Genomic DNA, 16,971 nt, shown 5'->3' with positions numbered 1-16,971 from the left:
TCATGTGGCTCCGCCCTTCCGCGCGCCGCTGCCCTCGGGCAGCGGCAGCCGTACGGTGAACTCCGCGCCGCCGTCCGGGCCCCGCTCCAGGGTGACCGCGCCGCCGTTGCGGTGCGCGGCCTGCTGGACGAGTGCCAGGCCGATCCCGCGGCCGGCGCCGTGCGTCGACCAGCCGCGCCGGAACACCTCCGCGGCGTCCGCCGGGTCGACGCCGGTCCCGTTGTCGGCGACCCGCAGCAGGAGTTCGCCGTCCCCGGCGAGGGCCGTGACGGTGACCCGGGCGCGTGCGGGACGGTGCGGCGACGGGACGCGCTGGGCGGGGACGGAGCCGTCCGCGGCGCCGGGCGGGCCGTTCACTCCCTCCGACGCCGCGTCCACCGCGTTGTCGATCAGGTTGCCGAGAACGGTGACCAGATCGCGCTGCGGCAGCGACGCGGGCAGGGCCCCGTCGTCGATCAGGCTGTCGTCCGCCAGCACCAGCTCCACCCCCCGCTCGTTCGCCTGTGCCGCCTTGCCCAGCAGCAGGGCCGCCAGCACCGGTTCGGCGACCGCGCCGACGACGCGGTCGGTCAGGGCCTGCGCCAGTTCCAGCTCCGCCGTGGCGAAACCGACGGCCTCCTCTGCCCGGTCCAGCTCGATCAGCGACACCACCGTGTGCAGCCGGTTCGCCGCCTCGTGCGCCTGCGAGCGCAGCGCCTGTGTGAAGCCGCGCTCCGAGTCCAGCTCGCCGGACAGCGCCTGGAGCTCCGTGTGATCCCGCAGGGTGACGACCGTGCCGCGCCGCTCGCCGCCCACCACCGGACGGGTGTTGACCACGATCACCCGGTCCGCCGTCAGATGCACCTCGTCGACCCGCTCCTCGGTGGCGAGCAGTGCCCCGGTCAGGGGCGCCGGCAGATCGAGTTCGGCGACCCGGCGCCCGACCGTACCCGGTGCCAGCCCCAGCAGCTCCCGGCCCGCGTCGTTGATCAGGGCGATCCTGCGCTGCCCGTCGAGCATCAGGAGCCCCTCGCGTACCGCGTGCAGTGTGGCCTCGTGGTAGTCGTGCAGCCGGCTCAGCTCGGCGGCGTTCATCCCGTGGGTGTGCCGTCGCAGCCGCGCGTTGATCACGTAGGTGCCGATGCCGCCGAGCGCCAGCGCCGCACCGGCCGCGAGCCCCAGCGCGCCCAGTTGCGCCCGGACCTGCGTGGAGACCCGCTCGACCGTGATGCCCGCACTGACCAGGCCGACGATCCGGCCCCCGTCCCGGACGGGCGTGACGACCCGGATCGAGGGGCCGAGCGTGCCGGTGTACGTCTCCGAGAACGTCTCGCCGCGCAGGGCCTGCGCGGTGTGCCCGAGGAAGGTCTCGCCGATCCGGTCGGTGTGCGGGTGCGTCCAGCGGACCCGGTGCGGATCCATGATCGTGACGAAGGCGATCCCGTTGTCCCGGCGGGCCGCTTCCGCGTACGGCTGGAGGACGGCCGACGGGTCCGGGGTGCGGATGGCCTCCCGTACCGACGGTGAATCGGCCACCGACACGGCCACCGCCCTGGCCTGCCGGGTCGCGGTCTCCCGGGCCTGGGCGCTGCCGGACGCGTACGCGAAGAAGGCGCACCCCGCCACGACGGCCGCCACCAGCACCACCTGCATGGCGAAGAGCTGTCCGGCCAGACTGCGCGGACGGGCACGGGGGAGACGCATCCCCACAGTCTGCCTGGCCGAAAACCTATGAACGAAATGCACGTAACAGTGACCGGCATCACAGGGACCGGAATAGTCGCCGGGGCCCCCAGGGACGGGGGAGGGACAAGGACGAGCCGAGGAGACCCCCGTGGGAGTGGCCGCCGCCAAGCGGGACCGTACGAAGTATCTGTATATCGCCGTGATCGTGGCGGTGGGGCTCGGCATCCTCGTGGGCCTCGTCGCCCCGGGTGCCGCCGTTGAGCTCAAGCCGATCGGAACCGGCTTCGTCAATCTCATCAAGATGATGATCTCGCCGATCATCTTCTGCACGATCGTGCTGGGTGTCGGCTCCGTACGGAAGGCCGCCAAGGTCGGCGCCGTCGGCGGTCTGGCCCTCGGCTACTTCCTGGTGATGTCGACCGTCGCCCTGGCCATCGGCCTGGTCGTCGGCAACATCCTGGAGCCCGGCTCCAGCCTCCACATCACCGAGGCGACCCGGGCCGCGGGCGAGGCGCAGGCGGGGGACAGCGAGTCCACCGCGGACTTCCTGCTCGGCATCATCCCCGACACCATGGTGTCGTCCTTCACCTCGGGCGAGGTCCTCCAGACCCTGCTCATCGCCCTGCTCGCGGGCTTCGCGCTGCAGGCCCTGGGATCGGCCGGCGAGCCGGTCCTGCGCGGCATCGGCCACCTCCAGCGCCTCGTCTTCCGCATCCTCGCCATGATCATGTGGCTGGCCCCGGTCGGTGCGTTCGGCGCCATGGCCGCGGTGGTCGGCGAGACCGGCGTGGACGCGCTGAAGTCCCTCGCGGTCATCATGGTCGGCTTCTACCTCACCTGCGGGCTCTTCGTGTTCCTGATCCTGGGCGCGATCCTGCGCCTGGTGGCCGGGCTCAACATCTTCTCCCTGCTGAAGTACCTCGCCCGGGAGTTCCTGCTCATCCTCTCCACCTCCTCGTCCGAGTCGGCCCTGCCACGGCTGATCGCGAAGATGGAGCACCTGGGCGTCAGCAAGCCCGTCGTCGGCATCACCGTGCCGACCGGCTACTCCTTCAACCTCGACGGCACCGCGATCTACCTCACGATGTCCTCGCTCTTCATCGCCAACGCGACGGGTGACCCGCTGAGCATCAGCGAGCAGATCTCGCTGCTCGTCTTCATGGTGATCGCCTCCAAGGGCGCGGCGGGCGTCACCGGCGCCGGACTGGCCACGCTCGCGGGAGGCCTCCAGTCGCACCGCCCCGAGCTGGTGGACGGTGTCGGTCTGATCGTCGGCATCGACCGCTTCATGAGCGAGGCCCGCGCCCTGACGAACTTCGCGGGCAACGCCGTGGCCACGGTGCTCGTCGGCACCTGGACCAAGGAGATCGACCGGGAGCGGGTGGACCAGGTCCTCTCCGGAGCGCTGCCGTTCGACGAGGCGATGCTCGCGGACGAGGGCCCCGCAGAGCCGCACGTCCCCGAGGCCAGGGACGGTGGCGAGGAGCAGCCCTCGCTCGTGAAGGCATAAGCGCCCCCATGCACGCCGGGCCGGTACGGAACTCCCGTACCGGCCCGGCGTGCGTCCGTGCCCCCGCACCTGCCCCGGAGCCCGTGCCCCGTCGCCCTTGCCTTGACGCCGACGTCAAGGCTTACGGTCGTTCCATGCGAATCGGGGAGCTGGCCGAACGGGCCGGAACGACGACGCGGACGCTGCGCTACTACGAGTCGCGCGGGCTGCTGCCGACGCGGCGGGCGGAGAACGGGTACCGCACGTACGACGAGGGCGACCTGCGGCTGCTCCAGCAGATCCGGACCCTCCAGGACTTCGGGTTCGACCTGGAGGAGACCCGGCCCTTCGTCGAGTGTCTGCGCGCCGGCCATCCGGCCGGTGACTCCTGCCCGGCCTCGCTGGCCGTCTACCGGCGCAAGCTCGGCGAGCTGGACGCGCTCATCGGCCAGCTCCGGTCGGTCCGTACGGAGGTGGGCGCCCAGCTGGCCCGCGCCGAACTGGAGGCTTCCGCCGGGCTGCCCGGCGGCCCCGAACCACGGTGTGAACTGAACTGGGAGGACGACACATGATCCAGGTGGAAGGCGTGGCCGAGGTCACCGACGAGACCTTCGACGCCGAGGTACTGGGGGCGGCGCTTCCCGTCCTCGTCGAGTTCACCGCCGACTGGTGCGGACCGTGCCGCCAGCTCGCGCCGGTGCTCGGCGCCGTCGCCGGGGAGGAGGCCGGCCGGCTCAAGGTGGTGCAGATCGACGTGGACCACAACCCGGAGATCACCTCCCGGTACGCGGTGCTGTCGATGCCGACCCTGATGGTGTTCCGCTCGGGCGAGCCCGTGAAGTCCATGGTCGGAGCCCGGCCGAGGCGCCGGCTGCTCCAGGAGCTGGAAGAGGTGCTCCCGGCGGCCTGAGGACCCGTCTCGCGGGCGTCCGCCGGGCTGCGGTGACACCGCGAAGGGCAGGGCCGAGCCGCTTTCTGGGCACGCTCCACGGGGTGGAGCGTGCCCCCTCTACATCGCGGAAACGTTGATGTACGGTCCACTCGCATGCGTATCCGACTTGTTCTCGCGTGGACCTCAGCCGTCACCGCCGCGTTGGCGGTCGCGGCCGCAGCCGGACCCGTGGCAGCCGCTCCGGCCGATCGCATGTCCGTGACGCCGACGGCTCGCTGCCCTCAACTCTCCGACGAACTCCCCTGGTACGGCGACAACCGCGCCCGGCTTCAGCACGTGATCGACGAGCGCGGCACCTGCCACCGCAAGGGCGGGCCGCGCCCGGTCGCGGCGTTCGACTGGGACAACACCATCACCAAGAACGACGTCACCGACGCCACCATCAGCTGGTCCCTGCGGCACGACAAGATCCTCCGGCCCGCCCGCTGGAAGGACACCAGCAAGTGGCTGACGGACACCGCGGACCGGGCACTCACCGAGGCCTGCGGCACCGACGTCGGGGTGGGAGCGCCCCTGCCCACCTCCACCCGGGCCCGCTGCGCCGACGAGATCCTCCAGATCCGTGAGGACGGCAGCACGATGAGCGGCGAGGCCGCCTTCGCGGGGGAGTGGAACCACCGGCGTACCGTTCCGCAGTACGCGTGGGTGCCCCAGCTGTTCGCCGGACACACCGTGCCCGAACTGCGCGCGTACACGGAGGCCGCCCGCACGGAGGCCCTCGCCGCGCCCGTCGGTGCGACCCGCACCGTCGGCACCCACGTCCTTCCGGCCTACGTCCGGTACTACGAACAGCAACGCGACCTCGTCCGTACGCTCCGGAAGGCCGGGTTCGACGTCTGGATCGTCTCGGCGGGTTCCGAGCCGGTCACCGAGGTCTGGTCGCGCGGCATCGGAATCGACCGCGCGCACACCGTCGCCATCCGCTCCGTGCTCGACCGCAAGGGCCGCATCACGACCAGCAACGAGGGCTGCGGCGGGGTGGGCGTCACCCGGGGCGAGGCCATCCCTTACATCGACGGCAAGCGTTGCTGGATCAACCAGGAGATCTACGGGATCAAGGGCCGGGCCGCCTGGAACCAGCAGGCCCCGGACCGGCGGATCACGCTCGGCGGCGGTGACGCCGACACCGACGTGACGTTCGTCGGTGACGCCACGGGCGCGCACCTCGTGCTCAACCGCAACAAGAACGAGGTGATGTGCCGCGCCTACGACAACGCCGACGGCCGCTGGGTCGTGAACCCCATGTTCATCGAGCCGCTGCCCCGCAGGACCACGGCCTACCCCTGCGCGACCGCCGCCCGCACCGAGCCCGGCGGCGGCTTCGGTCCCGTGCGGCGCGGCGACGGCAGCGTCGTACCGGACCAGCATGACACGGTGTACTGACGCGAGGACGCCGCGGAGGACGCCGCGGCGGTTCCGGGAGACGACCCGGGGCCGCCGCGGCGTCCTCGACGCCTCGTCAGGCCGGCCGCAGCCACACCGTCGCGAGCGGCGGGAGCGTCAGCGTCACACTCGTCTCCCTGCCGTGCGCCGCCACCGCCTCCGGCTTCAGCGGCTCCTCGTTGCGCACGTCGCCGCCCCCGTACCGCGCCGCGTCCGTGTTCAGGACCTCCACCCAGGCCGCCGGGCCGTCCGGCACCCCGATCCGGTAGTCGTGCCGCACCACCGGCGAGAAGTTGCAGACGGACAGCAGCGGCGAGCCGTCCGCGTCGAGGCGCAGGAAGGCGAAGACGTTGTCCTCCGCGGCGTCACCCGCGATCCACTCGAAGCCCTCCGGGACCGTGTCGCGCTGCCAGAGCGCCGGCGTCGCCCCGTACACCGCGTTCAGATCGCTCACCAGGGTCCGTACGCCCCGGTGGTCGCTCTCCGCCGCGTACGAGGGGTCGAGCAGCCACCAGTCCGGGCCGTGGCCCTCCGACCACTCCGCCCCCTGGGCGAACTCCTGCCCCATGAAGAGGAGTTGCTTGCCCGGGTGCGACCACATGAAGCCCAGGTAGGCGCGGTGGTTGGCGCGCTGCTGCCACCAGTCGCCGGGCATCTTGCTGACCAGCGAGCGCTTGCCGTGCACGACCTCGTCGTGCGAGATCGGCAGCACGTAGTTCTCGCTGTACGCGTACACCATCGAGAAGGTCATCTCGTTGTGGTGGTATTTGCGGTGCACCGGCTCCTTGGACACGTACTCCAGTGAGTCGTGCATCCAGCCCATGTTCCACTTCAGCCCGAAGCCGAGGCCACCGAAACCACCGGGGCCGACGTGGTGGGTGGCGCGGGTGACGCCGTCCCAGGCGGTGGACTCCTCTGCGATGGTGACGACGCCCGGACTGCGCCGGTAGACCGTGGCGTTCATCTCCTGGAGGAAGGCGACGGCGTCCAGGTTCTCCCGGCCGCCGTGCTCGTTCGGGGACCACTCGCCCTCCTCGCGCGAGTAGTCGAGGTAGAGCATCGAGGCGACGGCGTCGACCCGCAGCCCGTCGATGTGGAACTCCTCGCACCAGTAAGTGGCGTTGGAGACGAGGAAGTTGCGCACCTCGGTGCGGCCGTAGTCGAATTCGAGCGTGCCCCAGTCCGGGTGCGCCGCCCGCTGCGGGTCCGCGTGCTCGTACAGCGGCCGGCCGTCGAACTCGGCGAGCGCCCACTCGTCGCGCGGGAAGTGCGCGGGCACCCAGTCGACGATGACGCCGATCCCGGCCCGGTGCAGCGCGTCGACCAGGAAGCGGAAGTCGTCCGGTGTGCCCATCCGGGAGGTCGGGGCGTAGAAGCCGGTGACCTGGTAGCCCCAGGAGCCGCCGAAGGGGTGCTCGGAGACCGGCATCAGCTCCACATGCGTGAACCCCAGATCACGTACGTACGCGGGGAGTTGCTCGGAGAGCTGCCGATAGGTGAGGCCGGGTCGCCAGGACGGCAGATGCACCTCGTACACGGACAGCGGCGCCTCGTGCACCGGGACGTCCCCGCGGTGGGCCATCCACTCCTGGTCCCGCCAGACGTGGTGCGCGGCCGTCACGACCGAGGCGTTGGACGGCGGGACCTCGGCATGGCGGGCCATCGGGTCGGCGCGCAGCGTGTGCGTGCCGTCCGGGCGGCAGATGTCGAACTTGTAGAGCGCGCCCTCCCCGATCGCGGGCAGGAACAGCTCCCACACCCCGGTGGAGCCGAGCGAGCGCATCGGGAAGCCGGTGCCGTCCCAGTAGTTGAAGTCACCCGCGACGCGCACCCCGCGGGCGTTGGGGGCCCAGACGGTGAACCGGGTGCCGGTGACGCCCTGGTGCTCCATCGGCTGGGCGCCCAGCGCCGTCCACAGTTCCTCGTGCCGGCCCTCGCCGATCAGATGCAGATCGAGATCGCCGAGCGCGGGCAGGAAGCGGTACGGGTCCTGGACCTCGATCTCGTTGTCCTCGTAGGCGACCAGGAGCTGGTACTCGGGGACGGCCGGCATCGGCAGGAGCCCGGAGAAGAAGCCGTCGCCGTCCTCGTGCAGTTCGGCCCGGAGCCCCTTGGCCAGCACGGTCACCGACCGGGCGAAGGGGCGCAGCACCCGGAACGTCACCCCGCCGCGGATCTGGTGCGCGCCGAGCAGGTCGTGCGGGGCGTGGTGCTCACCGGCCAGCAGCCGGGCCCGGTCCCCGTCGTCCAGGGCGCGGGCGGGGCGGACCCCCTGACCGCCGCCGGCGCGGCGCGGACGCGGCGGGGCCGCCGCCCGCTTCGCCCGCTTGGCGGGAGCGCGGGTCGAGGCGGGCGAGGGCGCGGCGACCGGGGCCGTGTCCGGCGTCGGCACGGACATCGGCGTGGTGACCGGCTCGGGGGGCGGGGCGCTCGCTTCCACCGGTGCGAGGGTCCCGGTCGCCGGGCCTGCGGCGGTGGCGTCCGCGTGCTCTGCGGACAGCGAGGCCTCGGGGGTGGTCGGAGCGGGATCGGGCGCTTTGCGGGACGGCTTGCGGGCGGTCACAGGGACAGCCTCCTCGGGGGTGTGGGTGGGGCGGGAGGGGTGGCGCGCCGGGGACCGGGTGCGGGACGGGACGCGGTCCCCGGCTGGGGTCAGTCGGTGGCGGCGGCCAGGCGGTGGATGGCGGCCATCGGGACCGGAAGCCAGTCGGGCCGGTGCCGTGCCTCGTACAGCACCTCGTACACCGCCTTGTCGGTCTCGTGGGCCCGCAGCAGCTCCGGTTCGCCGCGGGGGTCGATGCCCGCGGCCTCCGCGTAGCCGTCGCAGTAGGCGGACCGGCAGCGCGCCGCCCAGTCGGCGTTCCAGGGGCGGTGGGAGCGGGCCGCGTAGTCGAAGGAGCGGAGCATCCCGGCGATGTCGCGCACCGGTGGCTGCGGGCTGCGGCGCTCCGTGAGCGGGCGGGCCGGTTCGCCCTCGAAGTCGATCAGCGACCAGAAGCCGTCCGTCCCGCGCAGGGTCTGGCCGAGATGGAGGTCGCCGTGCACCCGCTGGGCGGCCCAGCTCCGCCCCTTGTCGCCCAGTGCCGTCACGGCGTCGAAGGCGGTGCGCAGCCCGGGGACGTACGGCACCAGTTCCGGTACCGCGTGGGCGGCCGCCTCCAGCCGCCGCACCATGCCCGCGGCCTGTTCGTCGCTCGTGCCGCGGGGCGGCACGGGGGTGGGCAGCGCCGCGGCGAGCGCGGTGTGCACCTCGGCGGTGGCCCGTCCCAGCGCGCGGGCCTCCGGTCCGAAGTCGTGGCCCGTCGCGAGTGCGCGCAGGGCGAGCTGCCAGCCGTCCTGCGCGTCGCGCAGGAACGGCTGGAGCACCCCGAGCGTGAGGTGTTCCGGCTCGGTGGACTCGAACCAGGCGACGGGGGCCGGGACGCGTCCGCACCCCTCGCGGGAGAGTGCGAGCGGCAGTTCCAGATCGGGGTTGGTGCCGGGGAACACCCGGCGGAAGATCTTGAGGATGTAGGCGTCGCCGTAGACGAGCGAGGAGTTGGACTGCTCGGTGTCCAGCACCCGGGGCGCGAGTCCGGCGGGGACCGGTGCCGCGCCCCGGCCGAACCGGAGGGCGCCGAGCCCGCCCGGGGTGCGCAGCCGCTCCAGCAGCAGGGCAGCGAGGCGCGGGTCGTGCAGTCCGTCGTAGACGGTCAGACCGGCCAGCGGGCCGTCCGTCACATGGCCGATGAGGGCGGGTGCCAGCCGGGTCGGCAGCGTGGGACGTACCCCGAGCAGCAACTGGTAGCAGTCGACGGGGGGCTGGGCGGGCATGGTGGGCTGGTGGACCCGGACCAGCAGGTGCAGGAGCCCGGGGCCGGTGGCGGCGGTGCCGCCGTACTTCTCCACCGGCAGTATCTCGGTCGCCGACACGAGCGAGAAGGCCGTGATCGGCCGTCCCTTGCCCGCGAACCACCGCTGCCGGGGCAGCCATTCATGGAGCAGCGGTCCGAGAGACGGGAGCAGGGCTGTGCTGTTCGCCAGGGCGACCTGAGCGGATGCAGCCTCCGACATGGCATCGCGTCCTTTCCCCGGGCACACCACAGGATGCGAAGAGTGTCCCGGATTGCGGCTTTGGCTGTCCGGCTGTGCGGGACGTGTCGGGTCAGGATGGTCCGTACGGACTCGACTCGAAGGGAACGAAACGCCAGGAGGGCCCAGGAAGGGTCCTGAAGCGTTCGATATGGGGGGAGAGTGCCCCGTGCGGAGCGGCGGAAACCGCCCCGCACGCGACCCTGTGCGCCGGCTCCGGGTCAGCTCGGCGGCGCGTCCTTGCGGAGGCGGAACCAGTAGAAGCCGTGTCCCGCGAGAGTCAGCAGGTAGGGCCACTGACCGATGGCGGGGAAGCGCACCCCGCCGATCAGCTCCACCGGATGGCGCCCGTTGAAGGACCGCAGATCGAGCTCCGTGGGCTGGGCGAACCGGGAGAAGTTGTGCACGCACAGCACGAGGTCGTCCCCGTGCTCACGGGTGAAGGCCAGCACCGCGGGATTGGACGAGGGCAGTTCGGTGTACGAGCCGAGGCCGAACGCCGGGTTCTGCTTGCGGATCTCGATCATCCGGCGCGTCCAGTGCAGCAGCGAGGACGGCGAGGCCATCGCCGCCTCGACGTTGGTGACCTGGTAGCCGTAGACGGGGTCCATGATCGTGGGAAGGAAGAGCCGCCCCGGATCGCTGGAGGAGAACCCGGCGTTCCGGTCGGGCGTCCACTGCATCGGGGTGCGTACGGCGTCCCGGTCGCCCAGCCAGATGTTGTCGCCCATCCCGATCTCGTCCCCGTAGTAGAGGATCGGGGAGCCGGGCAGCGACAGCAGCAGGGCGGTGAACAGCTCGATCTGGTTGCGGTCGTTGTCCAGCAGGGGTGCCAGGCGCCGCCGGATACCGATGTTGGCCCGCATCCGGGGGTCCTTGGCGTACTCCGCGTACATGTAGTCGCGCTCTTCGTCCGTGACCATTTCGAGCGTCAGCTCGTCGTGGTTGCGCAGGAAGATGCCCCACTGGCAGCCGGACGGGATCGCCGGTGTCTTGGCCAGGATCTCGGAGACCGGGTAGCGGCTCTCGCGGCGTACGGCCATGAAGATCCGCGGCATGACGGGGAAGTGGAACGCCATGTGGCACTCGTCGCCGCCCGCCTGGTAGTCGCCGAAGTAGTCGACGACGTCCTCCGGCCACTGGTTGGCCTCGGCGAGCAGCACGGTGTCGGGGTAGTTGGCGTCGATCTCCTTGCGGACCCGCTTGAGGAAGCCGTGGGTCTCCGGGAGGTTCTCGCAGTTGGTGCCCTCGCGCTGGTAGAGGTAGGGCACGGCGTCGACCCGGAAGCCGTCGATCCCGAGGTCCAGCCAGAAGCGCAGGGCGGAGATGATCTCCTCCTGCACCGCCGGGTTCTCGTAGTTGAGGTCGGGCTGGTGCGAGAAGAACCGGTGCCAGTAGTACTGCTTGCGCACCGGGTCGAAGGTCCAGTTGGACGTCTCGGTGTCGACGAAGATGATCCGGGCGTCCTGGAACTGCTTGTCGTCGTCGGCCCAGACGTAGTAGTCGCCGTACGGACCCTCGGGGTCGGTACGGGACTGCTGGAACCAGTCGTGCTGGTCGCTGGTGTGATTCATGACGAAGTCGATGATCACGCGCATCCCGCGCTGGTGCGCGGCGTCGACGAACTCGACGAAGTCGGCGAGGTCACCGAACTCGGGCAGTACGGCGGTGTAGTCGGAGACGTCGTAACCGCCGTCGCGCAGCGGCGACTTGAAGAACGGCGGCAGCCAGAGGCAGTCGACGCCCAGCCACTGGAGGTAGTCCAGTTTGGCGGTGATCCCCTTGAGATCTCCGATGCCGTCGCCGTTGGAGTCCTGGAAGGAACGGACGAGGACCTCGTAGAAGACGGCACGCTTGAACCAGTCGGGATCGCGGTCCTTGGCCGGGGTGTCCTCGAACGTGTCGTGGACGGGCTCATTGACGATCATGGTGTGGGTGACCCTCCGGTCGGCGGGGACGGTCGCAGGACGACGATGTGCGCGGGCGTCACGCCCGGCTCAAGGCGCACATAGAAGGTCCTGCCCCAGTGATAGGAAGTGCCGCTGAGCTCGTCGCGCACCGGCACGCTCTCGTGCCGTTCGAGGCCGAGTCGCGGCATGTCCAACGAGACGGTCGCCTCCTGGGTGTGGTGCGGGTCGAGGTTGACGACCATCAGAACGATGTTCGAACCGGAGCGTTTGCTGTACACGAGCAGGGCGTCGTTGTCGGACGAGTGGAAGTGCACGTCACGCAGCTGTTGCAGCGCCGGGTGGCGGCGCCTGATCCGGTTGAGCGTGGTGATGAGCGGGGCCAGCGACCGGCCCTCGCGCTCGGCGGCTTCCCAGTCCCTGGGCCGGATCTCGTACTTCTCCGAGTCGAGGTACTCCTCACTGCCGCTGTGGGTCGGGGTGTTCTCGCAGAGCTCGTACCCCGCGTACACCCCCCAGGTGGGGGAGAGCGTCGCCGCGAGCACCGCCCGTGCCTCGAAGGCGGGCCTGCCGCCGTCCTGGAGGTATCCGGGGAGGATGTCGGGGGTGTTCACGAAGAAATTGGGCCGCATGCAGGAAGCCGTCTCACCGGACAGTTCGCTCACGTACTCGGTGATTTCCTGCCGGCTGTTGCGCCAGGTGAAGTACGTGTACGACTGCTGGAATCCGATGGTGGCGAGTGCGTGCATCATCGCGGGACGGGTGAATGCCTCGGCCAGGAAGATCACATCGGGATCGGTACGGTTGATGTCGGCGATGACCTTCTCCCAGAAGATCACCGGCTTGGTGTGCGGATTGTCGACGCGGAAGATCCGCACCCCGTGATCCATCCAGAACCGGAGAATGCGCACGGTCTCCGTGACGATTCCGTCCAGATCCCTGTCGAAAGCGATCGGGTAGATGTCCTGGTATTTCTTGGGGGGATTCTCCGCGTAGGCGATAGTGCCGTCCGCCCGGTGGTGGAACCACTCGGGGTGTTCCGTGACCCACGGGTGGTCGGGGGAGCACTGGAGGGCGAAATCCAGCGCGATCTCCATACGCAGGTTCCGCGCGGTCCCGACGAAATGGTCGAAGTCGTCGAGGGTGCCGAGATCGGGGTGGACGGCATCGTGGCCGCCCTCGGCCGAGCCGATCGCCCACGGCACCCCCACATCGTGCGCGGCGGGGGAGAGGGAGTTGTTCGGGCCCTTGCGGTGAGTGGTCCCGATCGGGTGGATCGGCGGCAGGTAGACCACGTCGAAGCCCATCGCCGCGACCGCAGGCAGGCGCTCGGCCGCCGTGCGGAAGGTGCCGCTGACGATCCGGGGCGGTTTCGGGACCGCCGCCCCCTTCGCCGCGCGGCCCTTGCGCGGCGCCTTCACCGGTTCGGCCCTGGCGCCCTCGGAACGGGGGAACAGCTCGTACCAGGAACCGAACAGGGCACGCCGGCGCTCGACGACGAGCGGGAGCGGGCGCGAGGCGGTGACCAGCTCACGCAGGGGATGGCCGGCCAGCGCCTCTGCCGCCTCCGGGGCGAGCGCGGCGGCCAGCCGGGCGGCGGCCGGGCGCGACGCGTCGCGCAGGGCGTCGACCGCGGACAGCACCGCCTCGCGGCCGTCCCGCTTGGGCACGCCCTCTGCGGCCCGTTCGTACAGCTCGGCGCCCTCCGCGAGGACGAGCGCGGTGTCGATCCCCGCCGGGATCTTGATCCGGGCGGTGTGCCGCCAGGTGGCCACCGGGTCGCTCCAGGCCTCGACCGTGTACGTCCAGCGCCCCTCCGCGTCCGGCGTCACGTCGGCGCCCCAGCGGTCGGTGCCCGGAGCGAGCTCGCGCATCGGTGTCCAGGGGCCGGGGCGCCCGCTCGGATCGAGCAGGACAACGTTGGCGGCGACCGCGTCATGACCCTCGCGGAAGACGGTCGCGGTGACCTGGAAGGTCTCACCGGAAACCGCCTTGGCGGGCCTTCTTCCGCAATCGACGAGGGGACGGACGTCGAGGACGGGAATGCGACCGATCATGAAATCACCTGGGGACTGGAGCTCGGACTCAACAGGGCGCGTTGCGGGTGCGGAGGGCTGAACGCGCGCGCCGCGATGGTCGGGTTCCGTCCTTTCTAGCTGCTCCGTTGACGACTGGTGGGATGTGGGCATGGCCGCTCCTGTCCGCGTTCACTCGAATGGCACTCGAATGGCTGGGGCGAGGGTGTGGTGCGCGGGTGTGGACCGAATGTGCGCGGGCCGTCCCGATTGCATACGAACCGCGGGCGGATCGCCGCCGAACGGCGGACGAACCGGCCGTGGGTCCGAGACGGATTGCCTTGAACTCTCATCCGAACGCATTCGTTCCGGGTACCGGAGAAGCCTTCCCACGGATGCCGGTGGGCCAATCCGGTGGTTTGTTAACTACTCGGGCGTATCTGTGACGTTCTGAATGCGCCGGGCTCCGCCGCGCGTGCGCGGGGTTGCGGAATTCCGGCGCACGCGGGGACGGCGGGCGCCACTGGGAAGCCTTCCCTGTGCGGCGAAGGCCCACAAGGCCGTACGAGGTGAGGGAATCGGCCATAACACCTGTGACGGACGGGCCTGGAGCGGCGAGTAGTGCCGGTGGTGCTCAGGAGGGCGGAGCGAAGGGGGCGGTCGACCCGCCGGGGTCGCACGCCGCCGGACGGCCGTGCGCCGTGGTTGCCGGGTGCCGTGCACGGCTAACGTCGAGGGTGACGGAGCGGCGCACACCGTGGTGCGTCCCCTCGGATCCGGACGTCCCCTGTAAAGGTGGAATACGTGAAGGCCATTCGTCGATTCACCGTGCGTCCCGTCCTCCCCGATCCCCTTCAACCGCTCAGCGACCTCGCCCGCAACCTGCGCTGGTCCTGGCACACCGAGACCCGTGAGCTCTTCCAGGCCGTCGACCCGGTGGCCGGCCGGGGGGCGGACGGCGACCCCGTGCGCCTGCTCGGTGCCGTGTCCGCCGGGCGGCTCGCCGAGCTGGCCCAGGACGAAGCGTTCCTGCACCGGCTGGCCGAGGTGTCCGCCGGCCTCCGGGACTACCTCCAGGGCCCCCGGTGGTACCAGGAACAGGTCGCGCAGGGCGTCGAGCTGCCCGCCGCCATCGCCTACTTCTCGCCCGAGTTCGGGGTGACCGCGGCCCTGCCCCAGTACTCCGGCGGGCTCGGCATCCTCGCCGGGGACCACCTCAAGGCTGCCAGCGACCTGGGCGTCCCCCTGGTCGGCGTCGGCCTGCTCTACCGCCACGGCTACTTCCGCCAGAGCCTCTCCCGGGACGGCTGGCAACAGGAGCACTATCCCGTCCTCGACCCCAACGAACTGCCGCTCACCCTGCTGCGTGAAGCCGACGGGACACCGAGCGAGGTAGTGCTCGCCCTCCCCGGCGGCCGCACACTGCACGCCCACATCTGGCAGGCCCAGGTGGGCCGGGTGCCGCTCCTCATGCTCGACTCCGACGTGGAGGGCAACGCCCCCGGCGAACGCGAGGTCACCGACCGGCTGTACGGCGGCGGCAGCGAGCACCGGCTGCTCCAGGAGATGCTGCTGGGCATCGGCGGCGTGCGCGCCGTGCGGTCCTACTGCCGGCTCACCGGCCACCCGGTGCCCGAGGTGTTCCACACGAACGAGGGCCACGCCGGATTCCTGGGCCTCGAACGCGTCCGGGAGCTCGCCGACAGCGGCCTGGACTTCGGCTCCGCGGTCGAGTCCGTACGGGCCGGCACCGTCTTCACCACCCACACCCCGGTGCCGGCCGGGATCGACCGGTTCGACCGCGAACTCGTCGCCCGTCACTTCGGTGACGACGGAGAGCTGCCGGGCGTCTCCGCCGAACGCATCCTGCACCTGGGCACGGAGACGTACGACGGCGGCGACCCCGGCGTCTTCAACATGGCCGTGATGGGTCTGCGGCTCGCCCAGCGGGCCAACGGGGTCTCCACCCTGCACGGGGCGGTCAGCCGGGAGATGTTCGCCGGGCTCTGGCCGGGCTTCGACGCCCCGGAGGTACCGATCACCTCCGTGACCAACGGGGTCCACGCACCCACCTGGGTCGCCCCCGAGATCTACCGGCTGCGCACCGAGTCCGGGGGCACCCCCGGGCGCTGGGACTCCGCCGCCGCCATCCCCGACCGGCAGCTCTGGGACGTGCGCCGCACGCTGCGCGAACAACTGGTGACCGAGGTGCGGCAGCGGCTGCACGCCTCCTGGCGCACGCGCGGCGCCGAACCCGCCGAACTCGGCTGGATCGACGGCGTCCTGGACCCCGGCGTGCTGACGATCGGCTTCGCCCGCCGCGTCCCCTCGTACAAGCGGCTGACGCTGATGCTCCGCGACCGCGACCGGCTGCGGAGACTGCTCCTCCACCCGGATCGCCCGATCCAGATCGTCGTGGCGGGCAAGGCGCATCCGGCCGACGACAGCGGGAAGCGGCTGGTCCAGGAGCTGGTCCGGTTCGCCGACGACCCCCGGGTGCGCCACCGCATCGTTTTCCTGCCCGACTACGGGATGGCGATGGCCCAGAAGCTCTACCCGGGCTGCGATGTCTGGCTGAACAACCCGCTGCGCCCGCTGGAGGCGTGCGGTACGAGCGGGATGAAGGCCGCCCTCAACGGCTGCCTCAACCTGTCCGTCCTCGACGGCTGGTGGGACGAGTGGTTCGAGCCGGACTTCGGCTGGGCGATCCCGACGGCCGACGGTTCCGCGATGGACGAGGACCGGCGCGACGATCTGGAGGCCAACGCCCTCTACGAGCTGATCGAGGACCGGGTCGCGCCCCGCTTCTACGACCACGGGGGCGAGGGGCTCCCGGAGCGCTGGATCGAGATGGTCCGGCGCACGCTGGGCACCCTCGGCCCCAAGGTCCTCGCGGGGCGCATGGTCCGTGAGTACGTGGAGCGGCTGTACGCCCCCGCGGCCCTCGCCCAGCGTTCCCTGGACGCCGCCACCGCACAGGAGCTCTCCGGCTGGAAGGCCAGGGTCAGGGCGGCCTGGCCGCGGGTGGCGGTCGACCACGTCGAGGCGGTGACGCCCAGTGAGGCGGACAGCTCGGCCGAGCTGGGCTCGACGCTGGCGCTGCGGGTCCGGATCAGCCTCGGGGTGCTGGAGCCGGACGACGTGGAGGTGCAGGCGGTGGCCGGCCGGGTGGACGCCGCCGACTCCCTCACGGACGCCCAGATCTTCCCGCTGAAGCCGGCCGGGGGCCAGGACCTGGAGGGCCGCTGGCTGTACGACGGCCCGCTGGCCCTCGACCGCACCGGCCCCTACGGGTACACCGTGCGGGTGCTGCCGGCCCATCCGCTGCTGGCCGGCGGAGCCGAACTCGGCCTGGTGGCACAGCCGGCGGACGGCACGGGCGAGGCGGGTCTGGTGATGCGCTGACGTCCCGTCCCGACGACGGACCCCGGGGCCCGGCACCGTTCCACCGGTGCCGGGCCCTTCGTCTTCTGAACACATGTGCTTGAC

General features: G+C 71.3%; 10 protein-coding genes. 5 read left to right on the top strand and 5 right to left on the bottom strand.

The features are described 5' to 3' along the window. Window positions 1–1,683 (bottom strand): ATP-binding protein, encoded by a 1,683-nt coding sequence (locus ACIO3R_RS35685; RefSeq protein WP_402111167.1) that lies wholly within the window; start codon window positions 1,681–1,683, stop codon window positions 1–3. Between the two features lie 130 nt (window positions 1,684–1,813). Between ACIO3R_RS35685 and ACIO3R_RS35680 the strand changes: the two genes are divergently transcribed. The 4 genes from ACIO3R_RS35680 (at window position 1,814) to ACIO3R_RS35665 (ending at window position 5,489) form a co-directional block, all read left to right on the top strand. Next, window positions 1,814–3,175 (top strand): cation:dicarboxylate symporter family transporter, encoded by a 1,362-nt coding sequence (locus ACIO3R_RS35680; protein ID WP_385041861.1) that lies wholly within the window; start codon window positions 1,814–1,816, stop codon window positions 3,173–3,175. 134 nt (window positions 3,176–3,309) lie between these two features. Next, window positions 3,310–3,726, top strand: a complete 417-nt coding sequence (locus ACIO3R_RS35675) for a MerR family transcriptional regulator (RefSeq protein ID WP_402111165.1) — start codon at window positions 3,310–3,312, stop codon at window positions 3,724–3,726. Continuing rightward, window positions 3,723–4,064, top strand: coding sequence for a thioredoxin (gene trxA, locus ACIO3R_RS35670; RefSeq protein ID WP_385041948.1), 342 nt, complete (start codon window positions 3,723–3,725; stop codon window positions 4,062–4,064). Before ACIO3R_RS35675 ends, trxA begins: the two co-directional genes overlap by 4 nt. Before the next feature lie 135 nt (window positions 4,065–4,199). Beyond that, window positions 4,200–5,489, top strand: a complete 1,290-nt coding sequence (locus ACIO3R_RS35665) for a haloacid dehalogenase-like hydrolase (protein WP_402111162.1) — start codon at window positions 4,200–4,202, stop codon at window positions 5,487–5,489. A 76-nt stretch (window positions 5,490–5,565) separates the two neighbouring features. Here the strand turns inward: ACIO3R_RS35665 and glgB are convergent, their stop codons facing one another. The 4 genes from glgB to ACIO3R_RS35645 form a co-directional block, all read right to left on the bottom strand. Further along, the gene (gene glgB, locus ACIO3R_RS35660; RefSeq protein ID WP_402111160.1) at window positions 5,566–8,052 is read right to left on the bottom strand and encodes a 1,4-alpha-glucan branching enzyme; all 2,487 of its coding nucleotides are present in this window, start codon (window positions 8,050–8,052) and stop codon (window positions 5,566–5,568) included. Between the two features lie 89 nt (window positions 8,053–8,141). After that, complete coding sequence (locus tag ACIO3R_RS35655) at window positions 8,142–9,542, bottom strand: phosphotransferase (protein ID WP_402111159.1); 1,401 nt, start codon at window positions 9,540–9,542, stop codon at window positions 8,142–8,144. A 239-nt stretch (window positions 9,543–9,781) separates the two neighbouring features. Continuing rightward, window positions 9,782–11,488, bottom strand: a complete 1,707-nt coding sequence (gene treS, locus ACIO3R_RS35650; protein WP_363026886.1) for a maltose alpha-D-glucosyltransferase — start codon at window positions 11,486–11,488, stop codon at window positions 9,782–9,784. After that, window positions 11,485–13,524, bottom strand: a complete 2,040-nt coding sequence (locus tag ACIO3R_RS35645; protein WP_402111157.1) for an alpha-1,4-glucan--maltose-1-phosphate maltosyltransferase — start codon at window positions 13,522–13,524, stop codon at window positions 11,485–11,487. The genes treS and ACIO3R_RS35645 overlap by 4 nt, the downstream gene beginning before the upstream one ends. A gap of 762 nt (window positions 13,525–14,286) precedes the next feature. Between ACIO3R_RS35645 and glgP the strand changes: the two genes are divergently transcribed. Beyond that, on the top strand, window positions 14,287–16,887 hold the full coding sequence (glgP, locus tag ACIO3R_RS35640) for an alpha-glucan family phosphorylase (RefSeq protein WP_385032324.1): 2,601 nt from the start codon (window positions 14,287–14,289) through the stop codon (window positions 16,885–16,887). Window positions 16,888–16,971 lie beyond the last annotated feature (84 nt).

It is taken from the genome of Streptomyces sp. NPDC087428 (assembly GCF_044744085.1).
Classification (GTDB): domain Bacteria; phylum Actinomycetota; class Actinomycetes; order Streptomycetales; family Streptomycetaceae; genus Streptomyces.
Note: the sequence above shows the minus strand (reverse complement) of the source record. Positions and strands in the feature narration are given on the sequence as shown.

Bases quoted from the DNA above. Each gene is read 5' to 3' on its own strand.
- ACIO3R_RS35685 (WP_402111167.1), bottom strand. From the start codon at position 1,683: ATGCGTCTCCCCCGTGCCCGTCCGCGCAGTCTGGCCGGACAGCTCTTC.
- ACIO3R_RS35675 (WP_402111165.1), top strand. From the start codon at position 3,310: ATGCGAATCGGGGAGCTGGCCGAACGGGCCGGAACGACGACGCGGACG.
- trxA (WP_385041948.1), top strand. From the start codon at position 3,723: ATGATCCAGGTGGAAGGCGTGGCCGAGGTCACCGACGAGACCTTCGAC.
- ACIO3R_RS35665 (WP_402111162.1), top strand. From the start codon at position 4,200: ATGCGTATCCGACTTGTTCTCGCGTGGACCTCAGCCGTCACCGCCGCG.
- ACIO3R_RS35655 (WP_402111159.1), bottom strand. From the start codon at position 9,542: ATGTCGGAGGCTGCATCCGCTCAGGTCGCCCTGGCGAACAGCACAGCC.
- treS (WP_363026886.1), bottom strand. From the start codon at position 11,488: ATGATCGTCAATGAGCCCGTCCACGACACGTTCGAGGACACCCCGGCC.
- ACIO3R_RS35645 (WP_402111157.1), bottom strand. From the start codon at position 13,524: ATGATCGGTCGCATTCCCGTCCTCGACGTCCGTCCCCTCGTCGATTGC.